Here is a 22,518-nt window from a genome sequence, read left to right on the forward strand (position 1 = left end):
GTTTGGTTTTTGCATTTTGTCCGTATCAGCGCTTTATTCATGCGCGCGCCCTGCTCCAAAAGAGGTCCTGAATGACCATCAGTGACGCACTGCATCGTCTGCTACTCGACAACTTGACGACCGCCACCATTCTGCTCGACGCGGAACTGCGCCTTGAGTACATGAACCCGGCGGCGGAGATGCTGCTGGCCATCAGCGGCCAGCGAAGTCATGGGCAGTTCATCAGCGAACTGTTCACCGAATCCACCGAGGCGCTCAATTCCTTGCGTCAGGCCGTCGAGCAGGCGCATCCGTTCACCAAGCGCGAAGCCATGCTCACGGCCCTCACCGGCCAGACCCTGACCGTCGATTACGCGGTCACGCCGATTCTGAGCAATGGCGACACTTTGTTGCTGCTCGAAGTCCATCCCCGGGATCGCTTACTGCGCATCACCAAGGAAGAAGCACAACTCTCCAAACAGGAAACCAGCAAGATGCTGGTGCGCGGCCTCGCTCACGAAATCAAGAATCCACTGGGCGGGATTCGTGGCGCAGCGCAATTGCTGGCCCGTGAACTGCCGGAAGAAAGCCTGAAGGATTACACCAACGTCATCATTGAAGAAGCGGACCGCCTGCGTAACCTGGTCGACCGCATGCTCGGCTCCAACAAGCTGCCTTCGTTGGCGATGTGCAACATTCACGAAGTGCTGGAGCGCGTGTGTCATCTGGTCGAGGCTGAAAGCCAGGGGCGCATCACATTGGTGCGTGATTACGATCCGAGCATTCCCGACGTCCTGATCGACCGCGAACAAATGATCCAGGCCGTATTGAACATCGTGCGCAACGCAATGCAGGCCATCAGCAGCCAGAACGAGTTGCGCCTGGGCCGCATCAGCCTGCGCACCCGCGCCATGCGCCAGTTCACCATCGGCCATGTGCGCCATCGCCTGGTGACCAAGATCGAGATCATCGACAACGGCCCGGGCATTCCTGCTGAACTCCAGGAAACCATTTTCTTCCCCATGGTCAGCGGACGCCCGGACGGTACCGGGCTCGGCCTGGCCATCACCCAGAACATCATCAGCCAGCACCAGGGCCTGATCGAATGTGACAGCCATCCAGGCCACACCACCTTCTCGATCTTTCTGCCACTGGAACAAGGAGCCACATCGACATGAGCCGTAGTGAAACCGTGTGGATCGTCGATGACGACCGTTCTATCCGCTGGGTCCTGGAAAAAGCCTTGCAACAGGAAGGCATGACCACGCAAAGCTTCGACAGCGCCGATGGCGTGATGAGCCGCCTGGCGCGCCAGCAGCCGGATGTGATCATCTCCGACATCCGCATGCCCGGCGCCAGCGGCCTGGACCTTCTGGCGCGGATTCGCGAATCGCACCCACGGCTGCCGGTGATCATCATGACGGCCCACTCGGATCTGGACAGCGCTGTCGCGTCCTATCAGGGCGGCGCATTCGAGTACCTGCCAAAGCCGTTCGATGTCGACGAAGCGGTTTCCCTGGTCAAGCGCGCCAACCAGCACGCCCAGGAGCAACAGGGTCTGGAAGTGGTCCCTACCCTGACCCGCACCCCGGAAATCATCGGCGAAGCACCGGCGATGCAGGAAGTGTTTCGCGCCATCGGGCGCTTGAGCCATTCCAACATCACTGTGCTGATCAACGGCGAATCGGGTACCGGTAAAGAACTGGTGGCCCACGCCCTGCATCGACACAGCCCTCGCGCCGCTTCGCCGTTCATTGCCCTGAACATGGCGGCGATCCCCAAAGACCTGATGGAGTCCGAACTGTTCGGCCACGAGAAAGGCGCGTTCACCGGCGCGGCCAATCTGCGTCGCGGGCGTTTCGAGCAAGCCGATGGCGGCACGCTGTTCCTCGATGAAATCGGCGACATGCCGGCCGACACTCAAACCCGCTTGCTGCGCGTACTGGCCGACGGCGAGTTCTACCGCGTTGGCGGTCATGTGCCGGTGAAGGTCGATGTGCGCATCATCGCCGCGACCCACCAGAATCTGGAAACCCTGGTGCATGCCGGTAAATTCCGTGAGGACTTGTTCCACCGTCTGAACGTTATCCGCATCCACATTCCACGCCTGTCGGACCGTCGCGAAGACATCCCGACCCTGGCCAAGCACTTCCTCAGCCGTGCCGCCCAGGAGCTGGCCGTCGAGCCGAAGCTGCTGAAAAGCGAGACCGAGGAGTACCTGAAAAACCTGCCGTGGCCGGGCAACGTGCGTCAGCTGGAGAACACCTGCCGCTGGATCACGGTGATGGCTTCGGGTCGCGAAGTGCACATCGGCGATTTGCCGCCAGAGCTGCTGAGCCTGCCGCAGGACTCGGCGCCCGTGACCAACTGGGAACAGGCGCTGCGTCAGTGGGCCGATCAGGCGCTGGCTCGCGGTCAATCGAGCTTGCTCGACAGTGCCGTGCCGGCTTTCGAGCGGATCATGATCGAAACCGCCCTCAAGCACACCGCCGGTCGCCGTCGCGATGCCGCCGTTCTGCTGGGCTGGGGCCGCAACACCCTGACCCGCAAAATCAAGGAACTGGGGATGAAGGTGGATGGCGGGGATGAGGATGAGGGGGATGAGGGCTAAATCCGGCTTTCGAGCTTAGTTACCAGCGAAAGATCGCAGCCTTCAGCAGCTCCTACAGGGTTAATACGAACACCCGTAGGAGCTGCCGAAGGCTGCGATCTTTTTTTGTTTGTGCACCGCCGCAATGCACCGTGAACCGCAATCGCGCACAAAAACCACTTCGAAACCCTGCCCGCTTTTGCAATCGAATCCTTTCCGAAAAAACATGAAAGCCCCGAATTACGGGGCTTTCAGCGTTTTAAATCGATTTTTTGTTTCTCTTTGTGAAAACTGGCACGCCGCCTGCAATAGTCCATTCAGTGATTCAGTTCACTACCCGGTTTCGGGGACCTTGGTACAGGCAGGCCGGGGATTCCCCTCTTTACATCGGGCTCACACCGCACTTGCGACGAGCCCACCCGTTTTGGGGCCCTTGATACAGGCAGGTCAGGGGTTCCTTCTTTACACCAGGCTCACACCGCACTCGCGACGAGCCTCCCGTTTTGGGGACCTTGGTACAGGCAGGCCGGGGATTCCCTCTTTTATTGCTCCCGCAGATGAATTACCAGCCGCCAGCGGTCATCAACCTCACTACCGGCCCAGTCGCCCTGCAGGGGCCGGGCCGCCACCAGTGTCAGGAACAACCCGCCATCACTCAAACGCACCCGCCAGTTCACGTCCTTGTCGCCCAGTTTGAGCTGGCCTTTCTGTGCCTTGCCTTCAGCGCCGAACAACAGCGCGACGCTGCCCTCGACGATCTCGCCGTGGGTCTTGGGTTCGTTGTTGAACCACACCACCAGGCCATCGCTCGTCACTTCAATCTGCTGCAGCACGCTGGGGTCTGGCGTGGTCAGGCGACCGATCATCAGCCCCACCATCACCCCGACAATCGCCAGCGACGCCATCACCCGCAGGAATAGTTTCGAACGCAGGTCGGCTTGCGGCGTAGAATGCCGCTCATCTTTACCTTCGGAGCCGTGCATGTTTCACGTCATCCTTTTCCAACCAGAAATTCCGCCGAATACCGGCAACGTCATCAGGCTGTGCGCCAACAGTGGCTGCCACCTGCATTTGATCGAACCGCTAGGCTTCGAGATGGACGACAAGCGCCTGCGACGGGCCGGCCTCGATTATCACGAATATGCCACCCTGCAACGCCACGCGGACCTCGCCAGCTGCCTGGAAAGCCTCGGTCATCCACGGCTGTTCGCCTTTACCACCAAGGGCTCGCGGCCGTTCCACGATGCCAGCTTTGCCCCGGGCGATGCGTTTATCTTTGGCCCGGAAAGCCGTGGTTTGCCGCCTGAAGTGCTCGACGCATTGCCCGCCGAGCAACGCTTGCGTTTGCCGATGCGTGAAGGCTGTCGCAGCCTGAACCTGTCCAACACCGTGGCCGTCGCCGTGTACGAAGCCTGGCGTCAGAACGGCTTCAAGTAACACCACCGTCCTTGTAGGAGCTGGCTTGCCAGCGAAAGCGATGTAACTGCCAACAGAGATGTCGAATGTTACGGCCCCTTCGCTGGCAAGCCAGCTCCTACAAAGGTCTCCATGGATCACACGGCTTCGTTTTCCCAATAAAAAAGCGCCTGTTACGGCGCTTTTTTTTCCATCCGCCGTTTATTGAACGGTTGGAGTCTCGCCGGCAGCCTGCATGCGTTGCAGTTCTTGCGCGTACAGCGCGTCGAAGTTCACCGGAGCCAGCATCAGTGCCGGGAACGAACCACGGGTGACCAGGCTGTCCAGGGTTTCGCGAGCGTACGGGAACAGGATGTTCGGGCAGAACGCACCCAGGGTGTGGCTCATCGAAGCGTCGTCCAGATTCTTGATCAGGAAGATACCGGCCTGTTGCACTTCAGCAATGAACGCCACTTCGTCACCGTTTTTCACGGTCACCGACAGGGTCAGCACGACTTCGTGGAAGTCTCCTTCCAGCGCCTTTTGACGGGTGTTCAGGTCCAGACCGACACTCGGCTCCCACTGCTGGCGGAAGATCGCCGGGCTTTTCGGAGCTTCGAAGGACAAGTCACGTACGTAGATGCGCTGCAAGGAGAATTGCGGTGCGGTTTCTTCTTCGCTAGCTGCAGTGTTCTGTTGGTCAGTCATCTCAGATCCTTTCTGATCTTGGGCTTTTATAGGGTATGGAATTCAGGCCCTGAGTAGCGCGTCGAGCTTGCCGGCGCGCTCCAGAGCGAACAAATCATCACAACCGCCGACGTGGGTGCTGCCGATCCAGATCTGCGGCACGGACGTGCGTCCGGCTTTCTGGGCCATGGCGGCGCGTACCTGCGGCTTGCCATCGACCTTGATCTCTTCGAAGTCCACGCCTTTGTTCTCGAGCAGGTACTTGGCTCGCGAGCAGTAAGGGCAGTAATCGCTGGAGTAGACGACGACGTTGCTCATATCACTTCACCAGCGGCAGATTGTCGGCTTTCCAGCTGGAGATACCACCGGACAGCTTGGCGGCGGTGAAGCCGGACTTCATCAGCTCGCGAGCGTGGGTGCCGGCGGTCTGGCCCATGGCGTCGACCAGGATGATGGTCTTGGCCTTGTGCTTTTCCAGTTCACCGACGCGGGCGGTCAGTTTGTCCTGAGGAATGTTCAGCGCGCCGACAATGTGACCGGCGGCGAAATCCTTGGTCGGACGAATGTCGATCACCACGCCTGCGTCCTTGTTGACCAGCCCGGTCAGTTCGCCGGTGCTCAGGCTACGGCCGCCGCCCTGCATTTGATAGGCAATCAGCAACGCCAGCAGTACGACGAAGATACCGACGAGAATGTAGTGGTTAGTGGCAAATTCAATCAGGTGAGCAACCATCGAAGGAGGTTCCAGGGCGTTAAAATGTCGGCCAGTATACACAGCCCCTATGGTGGGCCAAACCCCGTCCGGCGGTGACGTGGCCGGAACTTAGCTTTAAACTGCGACTCCCTTTTCCATCGCCCCTTTTTTACTTAAGCCAGAGCGGATTCCATGACTACCACGCCTAAACCTTTGGTCCTGATGATTCTCGACGGCTTCGGTCACAGCGACAACCCAGAATCCAACGCAATCTTTGCCGCGAAGAAGCCTGTGCTCGACCGTTTGTGGGCCACCGTGCCGAACGGCCTGATCTCGGGCAGCGGCATGGACGTCGGCCTCCCGGATGGCCAGATGGGCAACTCCGAAGTCGGCCACATGAACCTCGGCGCCGGCCGCGTGGTGTATCAGGACTTCACTCGCGTGACCAAATCGATCCGCGACGGCGAGTTCTTCGAGAACCCGACCATCTGCGCCGCCGTGGACAAAGCCGTCGCTGCCGGTAAAGCCGTGCATTTCATGGGTCTGCTGTCCGATGGCGGCGTGCATAGCCACCAGGATCACCTGGTCGCCATGGCCGAACTGGCCTTCAAGCGCGGCGCCGAAAAAATTTACCTGCACGCTTTCCTCGACGGCCGCGACACCCCGCCGAAAAGCGCGCAATCGTCCATCGAGCTGCTCGATGCCACGTTCCAGGCCTTGGGCAAAGGCCGGATCGCCAGCATCATTGGCCGCTACTTCGCCATGGACCGCGACAACCGGTGGGACCGCGTTTCCCAGGCCTACAACCTGATCGTTGACGGTCACGGCCAATTCAACGCCGCCACCGCCCAGGAAGGCCTGCAAGCAGCTTATGAACGTGGCGAGAGCGACGAATTCGTCAAAGCCACTTCCATCGGCGAGCCGGTAAAAGTCGAAGACGGCGACGCCGTGGTGTTCATGAACTTCCGCGCCGACCGTGCCCGCGAGCTGACCCGCGTGTTCGTCGAAGACAACTTCAGTGAGTTCGAGCGTGCCCGCCAGCCGAAACTGGCCGGTTTCGTCATGCTGACCCAATACGCCGCCAGCATCCCTGCACCGTCGGCTTTCGCTGCCGGCAGCCTGGAAAACGTGCTGGGCGATTACCTCGCGAAAAACGGCAAGACTCAGTTGCGTATTGCCGAAACCGAGAAGTATGCCCACGTGACCTTCTTCTTCTCCGGCGGTCGCGAAGAACCGTTCCCGGGCGAAGAGCGCATCCTGATCCCGTCGCCGCAAGTCGCCACCTACGACTTGCAGCCGGAAATGAGCGCGCCTGAAGTGACCGACCGCATCGTCGACGCCATCGAAAACCAGCGATACGACGTGATCGTGGTCAACTACGCCAACGGCGACATGGTCGGCCATAGCGGAGTGTTCGAAGCCGCTGTCAAAGCCGTTGAATGCCTGGACGTCTGCGTCGGCCGTATCGTCGAGGCGCTGGAAAAAGTCGGCGGCGAAGCGCTGATCACGGCTGACCACGGCAACGTCGAGCAAATGTCCGACGAATCCACCGGCCAGGCGCACACTGCGCACACCACCGAGCCAGTGCCTTTCATCTATGTCGGCAAACGCGACCTGAAAGTCCGTGAAGGCGGCGTACTGGCGGACGTGGCGCCGACCATGCTGAAGCTGCTGGGTCTGGAGCAGCCGAAGGAAATGACCGGGACTTCGATTCTGGTCTGATCGGCTTCCCCGAAACACCGCTAAACCCTGTAGGAGCTGGCTTGCCAGCGATAGCAATCTGGCACCAACTGCTATGTTGAATGTGCCGACGCAATCGCTGGCAAGCCAGCTCCCACAGTGGTTTGTGGTGTTTTCGAAATGAAATTCAGCCTGACGTTTGGGCCAGTTATCACGCAGTCAGAAATGGGCGTTTTTTTTGCCGTCCATGGCGGGCATACTAGGCCGTCCCTTTCCCTGGTGCCGCCCGCCCCTATGCTCCGCATCCTGACTGCCCTAGCCCTGACCTGTCTGCTCCAACCGGCTTTCGCTGACGAGCGCGCGGACACCCAACAACAGTTGGACGCCACGCGTCAGGACATTGCCGAGCTGAAAAAGCTGCTGGGCAAGCTCCAGGAAGAAAAATCCGGTGTGCAGAAGGAGCTCAAGGGCACCGAAACCGAAATGGGCAAGCTTGAGAAGCAGGTCGACGCCCTGCAAAAAGAGCTGAAGAAAAGCGAAACCGAGCTGCAGCGACTCGATGCAGAGAAAAAAAAACTCCAGAGCGCGCGCACTGAACAGCAACACCTGATCGCCATTCAGGCCCGTGCGGCTTACCAGAATGGTCGTCAGGAGTACCTCAAGCTGCTGCTCAACCAGCAGAACCCGGAAAAATTCGCCCGCACCCTCACCTATTACGACTATCTGAGCCAGGCCCGCCTGGAGCAGCTGAAGAATTTCAACGAAACCCTGCGCCAGTTGGCCAATGTCGAAAAAGACATCGCCATGCAGCAGGCGCAGTTGCTGGTGCAGAAAAGCAGCCTCGACACCCAACGCGACGAGCTCGACAAAGTCCGCCAGGAACGCCAGCAAGTCCTGGCCAAGCTCAATACCGATGTAAAGGCTCGCGACCAGAAACTGGCAGCCCGCGAGCAGGATCAGGCAGATCTGTCTAAAGTCCTTAAAACCATTGAAGAAACCCTGGCCCGCCAGGCTCGTGAGGCAGAAGAAGCGCGGCAAAAAGCGCTGATCGCCCAGCAGGAAGCCGAAAAAAAGCGTTTACGTGAGGCCCAGGCGCAGGCAGATGCCGGCGATGATGCCCCACGCAAACCCGTTAAGTCGTCACCCGGAGCACTGGTGTCCAGTTCCGGCGAGACCTTTGGTGGCCCTTTTGCGTCAACCCGCGGCAAACTTCCATGGCCTGTCGACGGTCGACTGCTGGCACGTTTCGGTGAAGGCCGTGGCGACGACTCCCGGACCAAGTGGGACGGCGTGATGATCAGCGCGTCTGCCGGCAGCACCGTACATGCGGTGCATGGTGGTCGCGTAGTGTTTGCCGACTGGCTACGAGGCGCCGGGCTGCTGGTGATCCTCGACCACGGCAACGGTTTTTTGAGTCTTTATGGTCACAACCAGACACTGCTCAAGTCTGCGGGTGATGTGGTTAAAGCCGGCGAGTCCATCTCCACTGTCGGCAACAGTGGCGGGCAGGACACGCCAGCGCTGTATTTTGCTATTCGTCAGCAGGGTCACCCGAGTGATCCGGCGCAATGGTGCCGCGCGCAAGGATAAGCGCGTTACCTAATTCAGGAGTTTGTTCGACATGCTGCATTTGTCCCGCCTTACCTCGCTGGCCCTGACGATCGCCCTGGTGATCGGCGCGCCTTTGGCGTTTGCCGCTCAACCAGCCCCGGCGGTCGCGCCAGCGGGCACTGCTGCGACCACCAAGGCGCCATTGCCGCTGGATGAGTTGCGCACGTTTGCCGAGGTAATGGACCGGATCAAGGCCGCTTATGTCGAGCCGGTGGACGACAAGACCCTGCTGGAAAACGCCATCAAGGGCATGCTCAGCAACCTCGATCCGCACTCCGCGTACCTGGGCCCTGAAGATTTCGCCGAGCTGCAGGAAAGCACCAGCGGCGAATTCGGCGGCCTGGGTATCGAAGTCGGCGCCGAAGACGGTTTCATCAAGGTGGTCTCGCCCATCGACGACACGCCAGCCTCCAAAGCCGGCATTCAGGCTGGCGACTTCATCGTCAAGATCAACGGCCAGCCAACACGCGGCCAGAGCATGACCGAAGCCGTGGACAAGATGCGCGGCAAGATCGGCGAAAAAATCACCCTGACCCTGGTACGCGATGGCGGCACGCCGTTCGACGTAACGCTGGCCCGCGCGGTCATTCAAGTGAAGAGCGTGAAGAGCCAGTTGCTGGAATCGGGCTACGGCTACATCCGCATAACCCAGTTCCAGGTCAAGACCGGCGAAGAGGTCTCCAAGGCCCTGGCCAAGCTGCGCAAGGACAATGGCAAGAAGCTCAAGGGCATCATCCTCGACCTGCGCAACAACCCTGGCGGTGTACTGCAAGCCGCGGTGGAAGTGGTCGACCACTTCATCACCAAGGGCCTGATCGTCTATACCAAGGGCCGCATCGCCAACTCCGAACTGCGCTTCTCCGCCACCGGCAAGGACGAAAGCGAAGCCGTGCCGATGGTCGTATTGATCAACGGCGGCAGTGCCTCGGCGTCGGAAATTGTCGCCGGTGCCCTGCAGGACCAGAAACGCGCAGTCGTCATGGGCACCACCAGTTTCGGCAAAGGTTCGGTACAAACCGTGCTGCCACTGAACAACGACCGTGCGCTGAAGATCACCACCGCGTTGTACTACACGCCGAACGGTCGCTCGATCCAGGCCCAGGGCATCGTGCCGGACATCGAAGTGCGCAAGGCCAAGATCACCAGCGAGCAGGACAGCGACTACTTCAAGGAAGCCGACCTGCAGGGTCACCTGGGCAATGGCAACGGCGGCGCCGACAAACCGACCGGTTCCGGCGGCAAAGCCAAGCCGATGCCGCAGGACGACGATTACCAATTGGCCCAGGCCCTGAGCCTGCTCAAAGGGCTGAGCATCACGTCCGGCCGCTGAGATGTTTCTGCGATTACTGATCGGTCTGTTGTTTTGCCTGGCGGGTGTTGCTCACGCAGCGCCCGCCGACTCAACGCCTCACAAGGCCTACTTAAGCCTGATCATCGATGACCTGGGGCAGAACCTGCCCCGGGATCGCCGCGTGCTGGCCCTGCCCGGCCCGGTGACTGCGGCGATCATGCCCGACACCCCCCACGCCACCGAATTCGCCCGCGAGGCCCATCGCGCCGGCAAGATCGTCATCCTGCACATGCCGATGGATCCGGCCACCGGGCCGTTCGCCTGGCACCCTGAGCTGCCCATCGAAGAACTGGAAAAACGCCTGAACGCCGCGTTCAAAATGGTCCCGTACACCAGCGGCATCAACAACCACATGGGCAGTCGCATGACCGCCCAGCGACCGGCCATGACCTGGTTGATGGCCGACCTGCAGCGCCGGCACAAACTCTTTGTCGACAGCCGCACCAGCGCGCAAACCGTCGCGGCGGCCGAAGCGCAGAAGATCGGGTTGGCGAGCGTTTCGCGGGATGTTTTTCTGGATGATGAAGCAACGGAAGCGGCGATCTTCACACAGCTACAGACGGCAATCAGTCTTGCGCACAAGCAGGGCTCGGCGGTCATGATCGGGCATCCGTATCCGCAAACGCTGGCAGTGCTGGAGCGAGAACTGCCCAAGCTGAAAGCCCAGGGTATCGAGTGGATTGATATCAAGCAGATGATCAGCGTGCGTGGCAATCGCGCCACGGCCGCTCATGGCAAAGACGGCGTTTACAGATAAACACCCCGTTACATCCTATAAATAGTTACCACCAAATACCCAGCGTCATTCCGGATAGTGAGACCTCCCAAAGGTCGCGACCCTCTTGAGTCGCCTTTCAACTATCAGGATTGACTATGACTACCCAAGACGATGCCACATTGCCAACCCGGCAAATGGAACCCATTAAGCTCGACAACCTGCTGATCAACTTCACGACAGAATTTCAGCGGATCTGGGATACCAACGGAACACGGGCAAAAACCGTTGCCTTTTGGCGCCCCACACCCGCCCCGGATGCATTGCCGGGATACTTCCCGCTGGGTGACATTGCCATTCACCGCGACGGCAACATCAACGGCGAAATGATCGCGGTCGTCGTGCGCGAGGGAAGTTCACCTGGCGACGACACGAAAGGAAACGCACTCAGCCGGCCCACCGACTTCGAACTTTATTGGAAAGACTCAGGGTCGGGCGCAGTCACACGCGCTTCGATCTGGCGCCCGATTCCGCCTGCCGGCTATGTTGCGTTGGGGCTGGTCTGCGCCAACGACTACAACAAACCTTCGCTCAATGCTGTCCGCTGCGTCAGGGCGGATCTGGTTATCGCTGCAAATGTCAGCGATCTGATCTGGAACGACAAAGGCAGCGGTGCAAAGATGAGCTTCAGCGCCTGGAGCATTGAGCCGCCGACCGCCGAGCCGGGCGATCTCTACTTCACCCCAGGCACATTCACAGGCAACCAAAGCTACAGCAAGCCTGAAACACCGATCACCGCGTACGCATTGCGGATGCAGATCCCACTGCAAGTCACTTCCCCACCACAAGCGCCGGCACTCTCCGGACACGCCAAACCTCCAGTGGACGAAGCAGCCAACGTTACGCAAATAGCCCGACTCCCCTGGTTCGCGGTCATGGACTACGTGCAGCCCAGCGAACAACTCCTGAAATCCCCGTACTACGACCTGAAAAGAACCGACCACTACGTGTTGGTCGGATACGAGCGAAACACAACGGACAAGACCCGGCCAATCAAATGGACAATTGACCCGGTTCAAAGCCCAAGGCAAATGCAGTCATTCAATAGACAAACTTCTGTTGATTTCGAAAGGGCCTGGCCGAACACCGCACCAAGCGATGTCCGGACAACAAAGTTCTCGGCCTGCCTGCCCAAGAACTTCACTCACACCGAATCAGGCTCGAACGGATGGAGCGAATCGCCCCCTCTGGTGATCATCGCCATGGCTGCAAAACACAAATCTGTGGCGGTTTACCTGTTGGAAAGTCACTACGAGTTAACACGTGAGGACGGCACCCAAGTGACTGGAAAAATCGGCTATACCGACGACTCCAGCGTTCACCTGACGCAATATCCACCAGAAAAAGAAGAGTGCCCTCCACTGACGACGAGCACAGACACTGTTGAAAACACCAGCGACGCCAATGTCATTGCACAGGCATCACCCGATCTGCCAACCGCTACAGATACCGTGCCATGATGTCGTCAACCACACCTTCTTTGCGCAATTGATCCAGCGCGGCCTGAAGCTTGGCGACGACCTCGTCGGACACCTCTTTATTCAGGGCCAGATACAGTTCTGCGCTGTTGAAGCGCAGCACTGTCTTGAGGCCGCTCACGCCTTCTTGCCGCGCCAGATAACGTCCGGCAGGATCTCCGGTAGCCCACAAATCGATCTGGCCGCTGACCAGTTTCTTCGCGTTATCCTGATCGCGCAAAACCACCACCGGGTTCAAGCCTTGCTTGGCCAGCGTCGTGGCAATGGCATCGCCCTTGTAGGCGCCGACCTTGTACTTGCGGGCGTCATCCAGGGTTCCCAGGGTGATTTTACTGTCCGCCTTGGCCAGCATGATCCAGTCGTCCGGGCCGATCGGCCCGACCCACTTGAACAGCCTCTCGCGATCCGGCAGGCGCGCCATCACGAATGCACCGTAACCGGGGTTTTCCAGGGCGAGTTTGTAGACACGCTCCCAAGGGAAACGCAGCGTCAGGCTGTAGGTAATATCGGCGCGTTTGAACATCTCGCGGACGATGTCCACGGCGATGCCATTGATGTTCTCGTCCTGGGCGAAGTTCTTGCCGTTCTTCGCCATGTTGTACGGAGGGAAGTTTTCCGTGAGCAACACCAGGTCGGTATCGGGGCTGTCTTTGGCGTGTACCCCGTTGATCAACAACAGGGAAGCGCTGGCGAGAACTAAAAGAAAGCGTTTAAGCATGTCTGGCTACCGAGATCCTTGGCGTACCCAAGAGTGCCTTGGGCACGCCATGATGTCCACTGGCCTGCATCGGTTTGTTTAGCGCATCACAATTGCGCGATGAGCCATGTAGGCCTTGGCTTCCTGCACGGTGTATTCGCCGAAGTGGAAAATACTCGCCGCCAACACCGCGCTGGCGTGACCTTCGATAATGCCATCGGCCAGGTGTTGCAGGTTGCCGACACCGCCGGAAGCAATCACCGGAATGCCCAGCGCATCGCTGATGGCGCGGGTAACCCCCAGGTCAAAGCCGTTCTTCATGCCGTCCTGATCCATGCTGGTCAGCAGGATTTCACCGGCACCCAGGCCTTCCATCTTCTTCGCCCATTCGACAGCGTCCAAGCCGGTCGGCTTGCGACCGCCGTGGGTGAAGATTTCCCAGCGCGGGGTTTCGCCCGGTCCGGAAACCTTCTTCGCGTCGATCGCGACGACAATGCACTGCGAGCCGAAATGCTGCGCCGCTTCGCCGACGAATTCAGGGTTGAACACCGCTGCGGTGTTGATCGAGACCTTGTCCGCACCGGCATTGAGCAGGTTGCGGATGTCTTGCACGGTACGCACGCCACCGCCCACGGTCAGCGGGATGAACACCTGGCTGGCCATGCGCTCGACGGTATGCAGCGTGGTGTCGCGACCGTCGACGCTGGCGGTGATATCGAGAAAGGTAATCTCGTCGGCACCCTGCTCGTCGTAACGACGGGCGATTTCCACCGGGTCACCGGCGTCGCGGATGTTTTCGAATTTCACACCCTTGACCACCCGGCCGTTGTCCACGTCCAGGCAAGGGATGATGCGTTTGGCCAGAGCCATACTTAATCTCCGATTAAGAGTTGCAAGCTTCAAGCTATAAGCTGCAAGTAAGAGCGGATCGCGGTCGCGCTTTTAACTTGCAGCTTGCAGCTTACAGCTTGGAGCTGGCCGCGTAGCCATCACAAAAAGCTTGAGCCTCAGCAACATCCAGAGTGCCCTCATAAATCGCGCGGCCTGTGATCGCACCGATGATGCCTGGCGCCTTGGCGTCGAGCAGCGACTTGATGTCACCGAGGTTGTGGATGCCGCCGGAAGCGATCACCGGGATCTTCGTGGCAGCCGCCAGCGCAGCGGTGAACGGTACGTTGCAGCCCTGCATCATGCCGTCTTTGGCGATGTCGGTGTAAACGATCGAAGACACGCCGTCAGCTTCAAACTGCTTGGCCAGATCGATCACCTGAACGGTGCTGATTTCAGCCCAGCCGTCAGTGGCGACGAACCCGTCCTTGGCATCCAGACCCACGATGATTTTGCCCGGGAAAGCGCGGCAGGCTTCGGCGACGAAAGCCGGGTCTTTCACGGCTTTGGTGCCGATGATGACGTAGCTCACGCCCGCTTTCACGTAGTGCTCGATGGTTTCCAGGGAGCGGATACCACCGCCGATCTGGATCGGCAGGTTCGGGTAGCGCTTGGCAATCGCGGTGACAACTTCGCCGTTGACTGGCTGGCCTTCGAAGGCGCCGTTCAGGTCGACCAGATGCAGACGACGGCAACCGCCCTCCACCCACTTGGCAGCCATGCTCACCGGGTCATCGGAGAACACTGTGGAATCTTCCATACGGCCCTGGCGCAGACGAACACAGGCACCGTCTTTAAGATCGATAGCGGGAATAATCAGCATCTGGCAAACCTTCAAATTTGAATGATCAGCTTGGCTCGGAAATCAGTTTTTCTCGAGCGCCCACAGGTCGCTTTCGATGCTTTCGAACCTCTCTTTGAGGTGCGCCTGCACATCGAAAATCGCCCTGTTGTAGTAGTGCGGAGCAATTTCGCGGGTAAACAGCTCAAGAATCTCCCCCGCCTCGAACGAACCGAGGTCAAGTTCGAAGCGGTCCTCCATGAAACGCTTGATCTTGTGATTGGCCTCGTTCTCCTGTTCGGGAGTGAGGGTCAGGATCGGGGGCTTCTTCTTGACTGCCATTTACCAGCGACCGTCCCACGCAGCGAAGTTCTGCAGCAATTGCAGGCCATGGGTATGGCTTTTCTCCGGGTGGAACTGCACGGCGAAACGCGAGCCTTCGGCCAGCGCCGCAGCAAAATCGACACCGTAATGACCGCCACCGACCACCTGCCGCGCATTAGTGGCGGCGATGTAGTAGCTGTGCACGAAGTAGAAACGCGCCATGTCCGGAATGTCGTGCCACAGCGGGTGGCTGACCTTCTGCTTCACCTGGTTCCAGCCCATGTGCGGGACTTTCAGGTGTTCGCCGTCTTCATGCAGGTCCTTGCCGAAGAACTTCACCTGGCCCGGGAACAGGCCGATGCAGTCAACGCCATCATTCTCTTCGCTGGTGTCGAGCAAGGCTTGCATGCCGACGCAGATGCCGAGGAACGGCCGGTCCTGGCTGACTTCACGTACCAGCGAATCGAAACCGAGGCGACGGATCTCCGCCATGCAATCGCGAATCGCGCCAACGCCGGGGAAAACCACCCGGTCGGCTTCGCGAATCACGTTGGCATCGCTGGTGATCAGAACCTTGCCGGCACCGACGTGCTCGAGGGCCTTGGCCACCGAGTGCAGGTTACCCATGCCGTAATCGATAACCGCGACTGTCTGCATTACAGAACGCCTTTGGTCGACGGCATTTGCCCGGCCATGCGGTCATCGAGCTCGACGGCCATGCGCAGGGCGCGACCGAAAGCCTTGAACACGGTTTCAATCTGGTGGTGGGTGTTGGTGCCACGCAGGTTGTCGATGTGCAAGCTGACCAGCGCGTGGTTGACGAAGCCCTGGAAGAATTCCTGGAACAGGTCAACGTCGAAGCCGCCCACAGTGGCGCGGGTGTACGGCACGTGCATTTGCAGGCCTGGGCGACCGGAGAAGTCGATCACCACGCGCGACAGCGCTTCATCGAGCGGCACGTAGGCGTGGCCGTAGCGACGGATGCCTTTCTTGTCGCCGATGGCTTTGGCAAACGCCTGGCCGAGGGTGATACCGACGTCTTCCACGGTGTGGTGATCATCGATATGCAGGTCGCCCTTGCTGACAATATCCAGGTCGATCAACCCGTGACGGGCGATCTGGTCCAGCATGTGCTCAAGAAAAGGAACACCGATATCGAATCGGGCCTTTCCGGTGCCATCGAGGTTGATCGAGGCTTTGATCTGGGTTTCCAGAGTGTCGCGCTCGACAGACGCCTTACGTTCGGCCATCACCAGCTCCGCAAAATCATTGGGCGAAAAAGGCAGCCATTATAGGGGCGCGGGCGCGAAACAGAAACATGGGAGGTGATATGGCTGACGGAGTGAACTCATCAACCCTGGAGCTATACCTGTCATGACATGTAGGAGCTGGCTTGCCAGCGATGGCGGTGTGCCTGACACACCGCGTCGCATTGATCGCCAGCAAGCCGGCTCCTACAGAAGTTGGGCGTTAGTGGAACAGCACTGCCGTCTTCTGCAAGGTCACCCAAACACCCCACGCCAACGGAATACCCACTACCAACCACGCGGCAATCGCCAACGGCTTGGTGCCCGGCGCCGCTTTCCACTCCAGCGACGTGCTGCTGTCCGCGCCTTTGTCGTGGCCCAGGGCCTGTTCGGCAGCCAGTTCAGCGTCGGTCATGAAGTACTTGTCCGCCACCGGACGCACCAGCAGGTTGCACAGGAAACCCAGCACCAGCAGGCCGGCGAGGATGTACAGCGTGATGTCGTACGCTGCCGCGCGCTCGACGCCGATACTCAGCTGATACTCACGCAGATAGTTCACCAACACCGGACCCAATACGCCAGCAGCAGCCCACGCCGTCAGCAGGCGACCGTGAATCGCGCCGACCATTTGCGTACCGAACAGGTCGGCCAGATACGCTGGAACCGTCGCGAAACCACCGCCATACATCGACAGAATGATGCAAAACGCCGCCACGAACAGCGCGATGCTGCCCAGGTGACCCAGGTTCGGAATCAGTCCGTACAAGGCAAAGCCCAGAGCGAAGAACACGAAGTAAGTGTTTTTACGGCCCAGGTAGTCCGAAAACGAAGCCCAGAAGAAGCGCCCACCGATGTTGAACAGACTCAGCAAACCGGTGAAACCGGCAGCGATGGCGGCAATCGAAGCCAGTTGCGAGGCGTCCAGTTGACCGAAGGTCAGGTCATTGCCCAGCAATTTGCCCGCGAACACTTCCTGCAACAGCGGCGACGCCATGCCCAGGATGCCGATACCGGCCGATACGTTCAGGCACAGCACCAGCCACACCAGACGAAATTGCGGTGTTTTCCACGCTACGTTCACGTGTACGTGACGGTGAGTGATCATGGCGTTCGAGGCTTTTTTCGCCGGAGCGGTCCAGCCTTCAGGCTTCCAGCCGGTTGGCGGAACGCGGTAGGACAACGCGCCACCGATCATGAACACGAAGTAAATCGCGGCCATCACCAAAAAGCTCTGCCACACACCGACGCTGGTTGGCGAAGCGAAGTGGCCCATCAGCGCTGCAGCCAACGGCGCACCGACCATCGCGCCACCGCCGAAGCCCATGATCGCCATGCCAGTTGCCATGCCGCGCTTGTCCGGGAACCACTTGATCAAGGTCGACACCGGCGAGATGTAACCCAGGCCCAGGCCGATACCGCCAATGACCCCGGAGCCGATCCACATCAGCCAGATCTGGTGGGTATACACCCCCAGCGCCGAAATCAGCAGGCCACCGCACCAGCACAAGGCCGATACAACGCCAGCCTTGCGTGGCCCGGCATGTTCCAGCCAGCCGCCCCAGATCGCGGCCGAGCAGCCGAGGAAGATGAAGAACAGGGTGTAGATCCAGCCGAGCATCGAGATCGGCCAGTCACACTGAGACGAAAACACTTGTGCGATAAAGCTCATGTCCGGCGCGCAGGCGACCGGTGCGGTGACGCCCAGCGCCTTGGACAGCGGCAACCAGAACACCGAAAATCCGTAGGCCATGCCGATACAAAGGTGAATGGCCAGCGCGGCCGGTGGCACCAGCCAGCGGTTGAAACCGGGCCTGGCGATAATGCGCTCTTTGGACAAGAACGCAGGCTGCTCGGCATTGAAGCCGTCCGCCGTGATACTCGTGGTCATTGTGAATCCCCAATTATTAGTATGGTTCGCCAGCCACTGTTCACCCCGGGCCTTTATGCACGCAGGCATGACCGTTTTTTTGAGTGAAACATTTGTTGTGCGACTACAACTCGCAGAAGGACGGACGAACGGGCGAAGGTTACCATTTGCAGCTGACAGAAAAACCAAACTGACATCACGATTCGTACGTCGACTGATCTCATCATTATGTGAACGCCTCCCCTGTAGGCGCTGCCGAAGGCTGCGATCTTTTGATCTTCAAAGATCGCAGCCTTCGGCAGCGCCTACAGAAAATGGCACCCTCCAACCGCACAGGAGTCCCCATGCCGATCATTGTCGAGCCGCTAAACCAGGCCACTGACCAGGACCTGCAGGATCTGCAGGATCTGCAAAAAATTTACCGCGACGCTCCCGAATGGCTGTTCGCCCCGTTTTCCGGGGATGCGCAACTCATCGAAGACTGTTTGCGAGACGGCTCGCTGATCGCCGGCCGCTTCAATGATCGCCTGCTCGGAGCCGCTCGATTGCAACGGCACCAAGACGTTTGGTACTTGTCCCAAATTTGCGTACGAAAAATTACCCGTCGCCGCGGGGTCGCCGAACGCCTGGTGGCTGAAGCCCGGAATACGGCTGCGCAATCGGGCGCGACATTGTGTCTGTTGGCACCTGCCGGGCATTTGGAGGCTCAGGCGCTGGCGACCAAACTGAATGTGCCCCTGCAGGTATTGACCGATTGATCGCTGACCGGTCGTCCGTTCCGGGGCGCTATACTCCCCGGCTAAATTTCGAATTCGACTAACTACAAGGACTCGCCCATGAAAGCGTTCGGCAAAATCCTGGGTCTGGTACTTCTCGGGCTGTTGCTGATCATTGTGGCACTGGGCTTTGCCCTGACCCACCTCTTCGATCCCAACGACTACAAAGACGAGATTCGCCAGATTGCCCGCGACAAGGCCCACATCGAGCTGACGCTCAATGGCGATATCGGCTGGAGCCTGTTCCCGTGGCTGGGCCTGGAATTGCACGACGCCAGTGTCGCGACCCTGATCAAACCGGCCGAACCGTTCGCCGACCTGCAAATGCTCGGTCTGTCGGTGCGCGTACTGCCGCTGCTGCGCCGTGAAGTGCAAATGAGCGACGTACGCGTCGAAGGCCTGAACCTGCGCCTGAACCGCGACAAGGACGGCCACGGCAACTGGGAAGACGTGGGCAAGAAGCCTGTCCCGACCACTGCCGACGCCACCACCGCGCCTGCGGCGAACGCCGGTGAGTCTGCCCCGGACACGACCGTCCAAGCGGAAAAACCGTCGCAGCCGATGCGGCTGGACATCGACAGCCTCACCGTCAACAACGCCCGCGTCGAGTACAACGACGAAAAAACCGGCAAGCAGTTCAACGCCGAAAGCATCCAGCTGAGCACCGGCGCAGTACATGATTCCACCAACATTCCGGTCAAACTCACTGCATTCCTGGGCACCAATCAACCCGTCTTGCGCGTGCGCACCGAGCTCAATGGCGAGCTGCGCTTCGAGCGCGCCTTGCAGCGCTACAAATTCGAAGACATGAAACTGTCCGGCGAAGTCGCAGGCGACCCGCTGCAAGGCAAAACCATGACCTTCGCCGCTCAGGGCCAGCTGCTGCTGGACAAGGCTGCCAATGTCGCCGAGTGGACCGGTATCAAAATTTCCGCGAACCAGTTGCGGGCACTGGGTGAACTGAAGGTCAACGACCTCGACAAGACCCCGCAGATCAACGGCGGCCTTTCGATTGCCCAATTCGACCTGGCGAAATTCGTCGACAGCATCGGCCAGAAACTCCCGGCCATGGCCGAAGGCAGCCTGAGTAAAGTCGAGCTGGTCACTCGCCTGACGGGCACGCCGACCAGCGTGGCATTCGACAACATCAACCTGAAACTCGATGACAGCAGCTTCAGCGGCCGCATCGCCGTCGAAGACTTCGCCAAGCAATCACTGCGCGCCAACCTCAAGGCAGACACCTTCAACGTTGACCGTTACCTGCCGCCGAAATCTGCTGAGGCCAACAGCGCCAAGCAAGTGCGCCAAGCCGAAGTCGCAAGTACCGAAGCCGATGCCATGGCGGGCGCCGGCAGCACCCCGCTGCCGCCATCGCCGACCAAAGAGGCCTGGAGCAACGAACGCCTGTTGCCGGTGGAGCGCCTGAGCAAACTCGATGTGGACGCCGACCTGAGCTTCGGCCTGTTGACCCTGGAAAACCTGCCGATTCAAAACGCCGCGCTCAAGGCCACCGGCCAGGGTGGTCTGCTGACCCTGGTGAACCTGAGCGGCAACCTGTACGAAGGCAACTTCAACGCCGCTGGCACCCTCGATCTGCGCCAGCCTGTACCGGCGCTGAACCTGCTGACGAAGATCAGCCGCGTCCCGGCAGAGAAAATCCTCGAAAGCCAGGGCAAGAATCCGCCGGTCAAAGGCCTGGTAACGCTCAACAGCAACCTGACCGGCAACGGCAACAGCCAGAAAGCGCTGATCGAAACCCTCAACGGCACCACCAGCTTCGTCATCAACAACGGCGTGCTGCTCAATGCCAACCTCGAACAACAGCTGTGCAAAGGCATCGCCACGCTCAACCGCAAATCTCTCAGCGGCGAGCCTCGCGGCAAGGACACCCCGTTCCAGGAGCTCAAGGGCAACCTGACGTTCCGTAATGGCGTGGCCAGCAACCCGGATCTGAAAGTGCGCATCCCGGGCATGACCGTCAACGGCAATGGCGACATCGACTTGAGAGTCCTGGGTATGGATTACCGCGTCGGCATCGTCGTCGAAGGCGACAAGAGCGACATGCCGGACCCGGCTTGCCAGGTCAACGAGAAGTTTGCCGCTATCGAGTGGCCACTGCGCTGCCGCGGCCCGCTGGAGCTGGGTGCCAAGGCTTGCCGCCTGGATAACGACCGCATGGGCCAGGTCGCGGGCAAACTGGCTGGCGACAGAATCAGCGAAAAAATTGACGAGAAATGGGGCGACAAGGTCGACCCGAAACTCAAAGACGCGCTCAAGGGGCTGTTCAAGCAATGAGAGCCGAGCAGTTTTCAACGGCGGTGCTGGACTGGTTCGACCGCCATGGCCGGCACGATTTGCCCTGGCAGCAGGACATCAACCCGTATCGGGTATGGGTCTCGGAAATCATGTTGCAGCAGACCCAGGTCAGCACCGTGCTGAACTACTTTGACCGTTTCATGGCCTCGTTGCCGACGGTCGAAGCCCTGGCAGCGGCACCGGAAGACGAAGTGCTGCACCTGTGGACGGGCCTGGGTTACTACACCCGTGCGCGCAATTTGCAGAAGACCGCGAAGATCGTCGTCGAACAGTACGGCGGCGAATTTCCCCGCGACGTGGAAAAACTCACTGATTTGCCGGGGATCGGCCTGTCCACCGCTGGCGCCATCGCCAGCATCAGCATGGGCCTGCGTGCGCCGATCCTCGACGGCAACGTCAAACGCGTGCTGGCGCGCTTTACCGCGCAGGAGGGCTACCCCGGCGAGCCGAAGGTCGCCAAACAGCTCTGGGCCAACGCTGAGCGCTTTACGCCGCATGATCGGGTCAACGCCTACACCCAGGCGATGATGGATTTGGGCGCTACGCTTTGCACCCGCAGCAAACCAAGTTGTCTGCTCTGCCCGCTGGAAAAGGGCTGTGAAGCGCACATGCTCGGCCTGGAAACCCGCTACCCGATCCCCAAGCCGCGCAAAGCCATCCCACAGAAGCGCACGTTGATGCCGATGCTCGCCAACGGTGAAGGTGCGATCCTGCTTTATCGTCGCCCTTCCACGGGCCTGTGGGGCGGTCTCTGGAGCTTGCCGGAACTCGACGACCTCGACGACCTGCAACATCTGGCGTCGCAGCACTCGCTGGAACTGGGCGCACAACAGGCGCTGCCAAACCTGGTGCACACCTTCAGCCATTTCCAGTTATCCATCGAACCCTGGCTGGTTCAGGTCCAGGAGTCCGGCCATCACGTGGCCGAGGCCGACTGGCTCTGGTATAACCTCGCCACCCCGCCGCGCCTGGGCCTTGCCGCCCCGGTCAAAACCTTGCTCGAACGCGCGGCCGCCGTATTGAACGCAGGAGAGTCGTCATGACCCGCACCATCATGTGCCGCAAGTACAAAGAAGAACTGCCAGGCCTGGAGCGCGCTCCGTTCCCGGGCGCCAAAGGCCAGGACATTTTTGATCACGTCTCGCAAAAGGCCTGGGCCGACTGGCAAAAACACCAGACCCTGCTGATCAACGAAAAACGCCTGAACATGATGAACGCCGAAGATCGCAAATATCTTCAGGGAGAAATGGACAAGTACTTCTCCGGCGAGGATTACGCCAAGGCCGAAGGCTACGTGCCGCCGTCGGAATAACCCCGATTTATCGGGGGGCGGCACGTAAGCGACGGTAATAATTAAAATTTTTTTGAAAACTTGCTTGACG

Annotated in this window: 23 protein-coding genes; 12 read left to right on the plus strand and 11 right to left on the minus strand. The window is 59.7% G+C overall.

Translation table 11 applies throughout. The features are described from left to right. The first annotated feature begins 71 nt into the window (after window positions 1-71). Both glnL and ntrC read left to right on the plus strand, forming a co-directional pair. Window positions 72-1,157, plus strand: a complete 1,086-nt coding sequence (glnL, locus tag QYH43_RS03245; protein ID WP_095058298.1) for a nitrogen regulation protein NR(II) — start codon at window positions 72-74, stop codon at window positions 1,155-1,157. Further along, a complete protein-coding gene (ntrC, locus tag QYH43_RS03250; protein ID WP_095058297.1) occupies window positions 1,154-2,590 on the plus strand; it encodes a nitrogen regulation protein NR(I) in 1,437 nt (478 codons plus the stop codon). The genes glnL and ntrC overlap by 4 nt, the downstream gene beginning before the upstream one ends. Window positions 2,591-3,111: 521 nt before the next feature. Here ntrC and QYH43_RS03255 read toward each other — a convergent pair. Next, entirely contained in the window at window positions 3,112-3,552 is a 441-nt protein-coding gene (locus QYH43_RS03255) for a hypothetical protein (protein WP_301156285.1), read from the minus strand. Here QYH43_RS03255 and trmL point away from each other — a divergent pair. After that, window positions 3,551-4,006 (plus strand): tRNA (uridine(34)/cytosine(34)/5-carboxymethylaminomethyluridine(34)-2'-O)-methyltransferase TrmL, encoded by a 456-nt coding sequence (trmL, locus tag QYH43_RS03260; protein WP_095058295.1) that lies wholly within the window; start codon window positions 3,551-3,553, stop codon window positions 4,004-4,006. The genes QYH43_RS03255 and trmL overlap by 2 nt on opposite strands. Window positions 4,007-4,186: 180 nt before the next feature. On the opposite strand, the gene secB is transcribed toward trmL, so the two are convergent. The 3 genes from secB to QYH43_RS03275 are packed head-to-tail and all read right to left on the minus strand — an operon-like array spanning window position 4,187 to window position 5,384. After that, window positions 4,187-4,672, minus strand: coding sequence for a protein-export chaperone SecB (gene secB, locus QYH43_RS03265; RefSeq protein WP_007949026.1), 486 nt, complete (start codon window positions 4,670-4,672; stop codon window positions 4,187-4,189). A gap of 42 nt (window positions 4,673-4,714) precedes the next feature. Beyond that, window positions 4,715-4,969: a glutaredoxin 3 gene (gene grxC, locus QYH43_RS03270; protein WP_095058294.1), complete on the minus strand. Its 255-nt coding sequence runs from the start codon at window positions 4,967-4,969 to the stop codon at window positions 4,715-4,717. Between the two features lies 1 nt (window position 4,970). Then, the gene (locus QYH43_RS03275; RefSeq protein ID WP_053153177.1) at window positions 4,971-5,384 is read right to left on the minus strand and encodes a rhodanese-like domain-containing protein; all 414 of its coding nucleotides are present in this window, start codon (window positions 5,382-5,384) and stop codon (window positions 4,971-4,973) included. Window positions 5,385-5,537: 153 nt separating this feature from the next. On the opposite strand from QYH43_RS03275, the gene gpmI reads away from it, so the two are divergent. The 5 genes from gpmI (at window position 5,538) to QYH43_RS03300 (ending at window position 12,222) form a co-directional block, all read left to right on the plus strand. After that, entirely contained in the window at window positions 5,538-7,067 is a 1,530-nt protein-coding gene (gene gpmI / locus QYH43_RS03280; RefSeq protein ID WP_095151742.1) for a 2,3-bisphosphoglycerate-independent phosphoglycerate mutase, read from the plus strand. A gap of 252 nt (window positions 7,068-7,319) precedes the next feature. Next, window positions 7,320-8,615, plus strand: coding sequence for a murein hydrolase activator EnvC (locus QYH43_RS03285; protein WP_095058292.1), 1,296 nt, complete (start codon window positions 7,320-7,322; stop codon window positions 8,613-8,615). 31 nt (window positions 8,616-8,646) lie between these two features. After that, the gene (locus tag QYH43_RS03290; RefSeq protein ID WP_095058291.1) at window positions 8,647-9,966 is read left to right on the plus strand and encodes a S41 family peptidase; all 1,320 of its coding nucleotides are present in this window, start codon (window positions 8,647-8,649) and stop codon (window positions 9,964-9,966) included. Between the two features lies 1 nt (window position 9,967). Further along, a complete protein-coding gene (locus QYH43_RS03295) occupies window positions 9,968-10,744 on the plus strand; it encodes a divergent polysaccharide deacetylase family protein (protein ID WP_095151741.1) in 777 nt (258 codons plus the stop codon). 116 nt (window positions 10,745-10,860) lie between these two features. Then, complete coding sequence (locus tag QYH43_RS03300) at window positions 10,861-12,222, plus strand: Vps62-related protein (protein WP_301156289.1); 1,362 nt, start codon at window positions 10,861-10,863, stop codon at window positions 12,220-12,222. Here QYH43_RS03300 and QYH43_RS03305 read toward each other — a convergent pair. The 7 genes from QYH43_RS03305 to QYH43_RS03335 form a co-directional block, all read right to left on the minus strand. Next, entirely contained in the window at window positions 12,203-12,958 is a 756-nt protein-coding gene (locus QYH43_RS03305) for an ABC transporter substrate-binding protein (RefSeq protein ID WP_095151739.1), read from the minus strand. The genes QYH43_RS03300 and QYH43_RS03305 overlap by 20 nt on opposite strands. Window positions 12,959-13,036: 78 nt before the next feature. Next, entirely contained in the window at window positions 13,037-13,807 is a 771-nt protein-coding gene (hisF, locus tag QYH43_RS03310) for an imidazole glycerol phosphate synthase subunit HisF (RefSeq protein WP_095058287.1), read from the minus strand. 91 nt (window positions 13,808-13,898) lie between these two features. Next, the gene (gene hisA / locus QYH43_RS03315; RefSeq protein ID WP_095058286.1) at window positions 13,899-14,648 is read right to left on the minus strand and encodes a 1-(5-phosphoribosyl)-5-[(5-phosphoribosylamino)methylideneamino]imidazole-4-carboxamide isomerase; all 750 of its coding nucleotides are present in this window, start codon (window positions 14,646-14,648) and stop codon (window positions 13,899-13,901) included. A 42-nt stretch (window positions 14,649-14,690) separates the two neighbouring features. After that, window positions 14,691-14,948: a DUF2164 domain-containing protein gene (locus QYH43_RS03320; protein ID WP_095058285.1), complete on the minus strand. Its 258-nt coding sequence runs from the start codon at window positions 14,946-14,948 to the stop codon at window positions 14,691-14,693. After that, window positions 14,949-15,587 (minus strand): imidazole glycerol phosphate synthase subunit HisH, encoded by a 639-nt coding sequence (gene hisH, locus QYH43_RS03325; protein ID WP_095058284.1) that lies wholly within the window; start codon window positions 15,585-15,587, stop codon window positions 14,949-14,951. Further along, entirely contained in the window at window positions 15,587-16,180 is a 594-nt protein-coding gene (gene hisB / locus QYH43_RS03330; protein ID WP_003218037.1) for an imidazoleglycerol-phosphate dehydratase HisB, read from the minus strand. Before hisB ends, hisH begins: the two co-directional genes overlap by 1 nt. 220 nt (window positions 16,181-16,400) lie before the next feature. After that, entirely contained in the window at window positions 16,401-18,065 is a 1,665-nt protein-coding gene (locus QYH43_RS03335; RefSeq protein ID WP_301156290.1) for an OFA family MFS transporter, read from the minus strand. Between the two features lie 323 nt (window positions 18,066-18,388). Here QYH43_RS03335 and QYH43_RS03340 point away from each other — a divergent pair, with 323 nt between their 5' ends. From QYH43_RS03340 to QYH43_RS03355, 4 genes are all read left to right on the plus strand, one after another. Beyond that, entirely contained in the window at window positions 18,389-18,802 is a 414-nt protein-coding gene (locus tag QYH43_RS03340) for an acetyl-CoA sensor PanZ family protein (RefSeq protein ID WP_301156292.1), read from the plus strand. A gap of 78 nt (window positions 18,803-18,880) precedes the next feature. Continuing rightward, window positions 18,881-21,115 carry an AsmA family protein gene (locus QYH43_RS03345; RefSeq protein ID WP_095058281.1) on the plus strand — a complete coding sequence of 745 codons (2,235 nt, stop codon included), beginning with the start codon at window positions 18,881-18,883 and terminating at the stop codon, window positions 21,113-21,115. Then, a complete protein-coding gene (gene mutY, locus QYH43_RS03350) occupies window positions 21,112-22,179 on the plus strand; it encodes an A/G-specific adenine glycosylase (RefSeq protein ID WP_095058280.1) in 1,068 nt (355 codons plus the stop codon). Before QYH43_RS03345 ends, mutY begins: the two co-directional genes overlap by 4 nt. After that, on the plus strand, window positions 22,176-22,448 hold the full coding sequence (locus QYH43_RS03355; RefSeq protein WP_007989188.1) for an oxidative damage protection protein: 273 nt from the start codon (window positions 22,176-22,178) through the stop codon (window positions 22,446-22,448). Before mutY ends, QYH43_RS03355 begins: the two co-directional genes overlap by 4 nt. Window positions 22,449-22,518: the final 70 nt, after the last annotated feature.

Origin of the sequence: Pseudomonas sp. C32 (genome assembly GCF_030417915.1) — a bacterium.
Lineage (GTDB): Bacteria > Pseudomonadota > Gammaproteobacteria > Pseudomonadales > Pseudomonadaceae > Aquipseudomonas.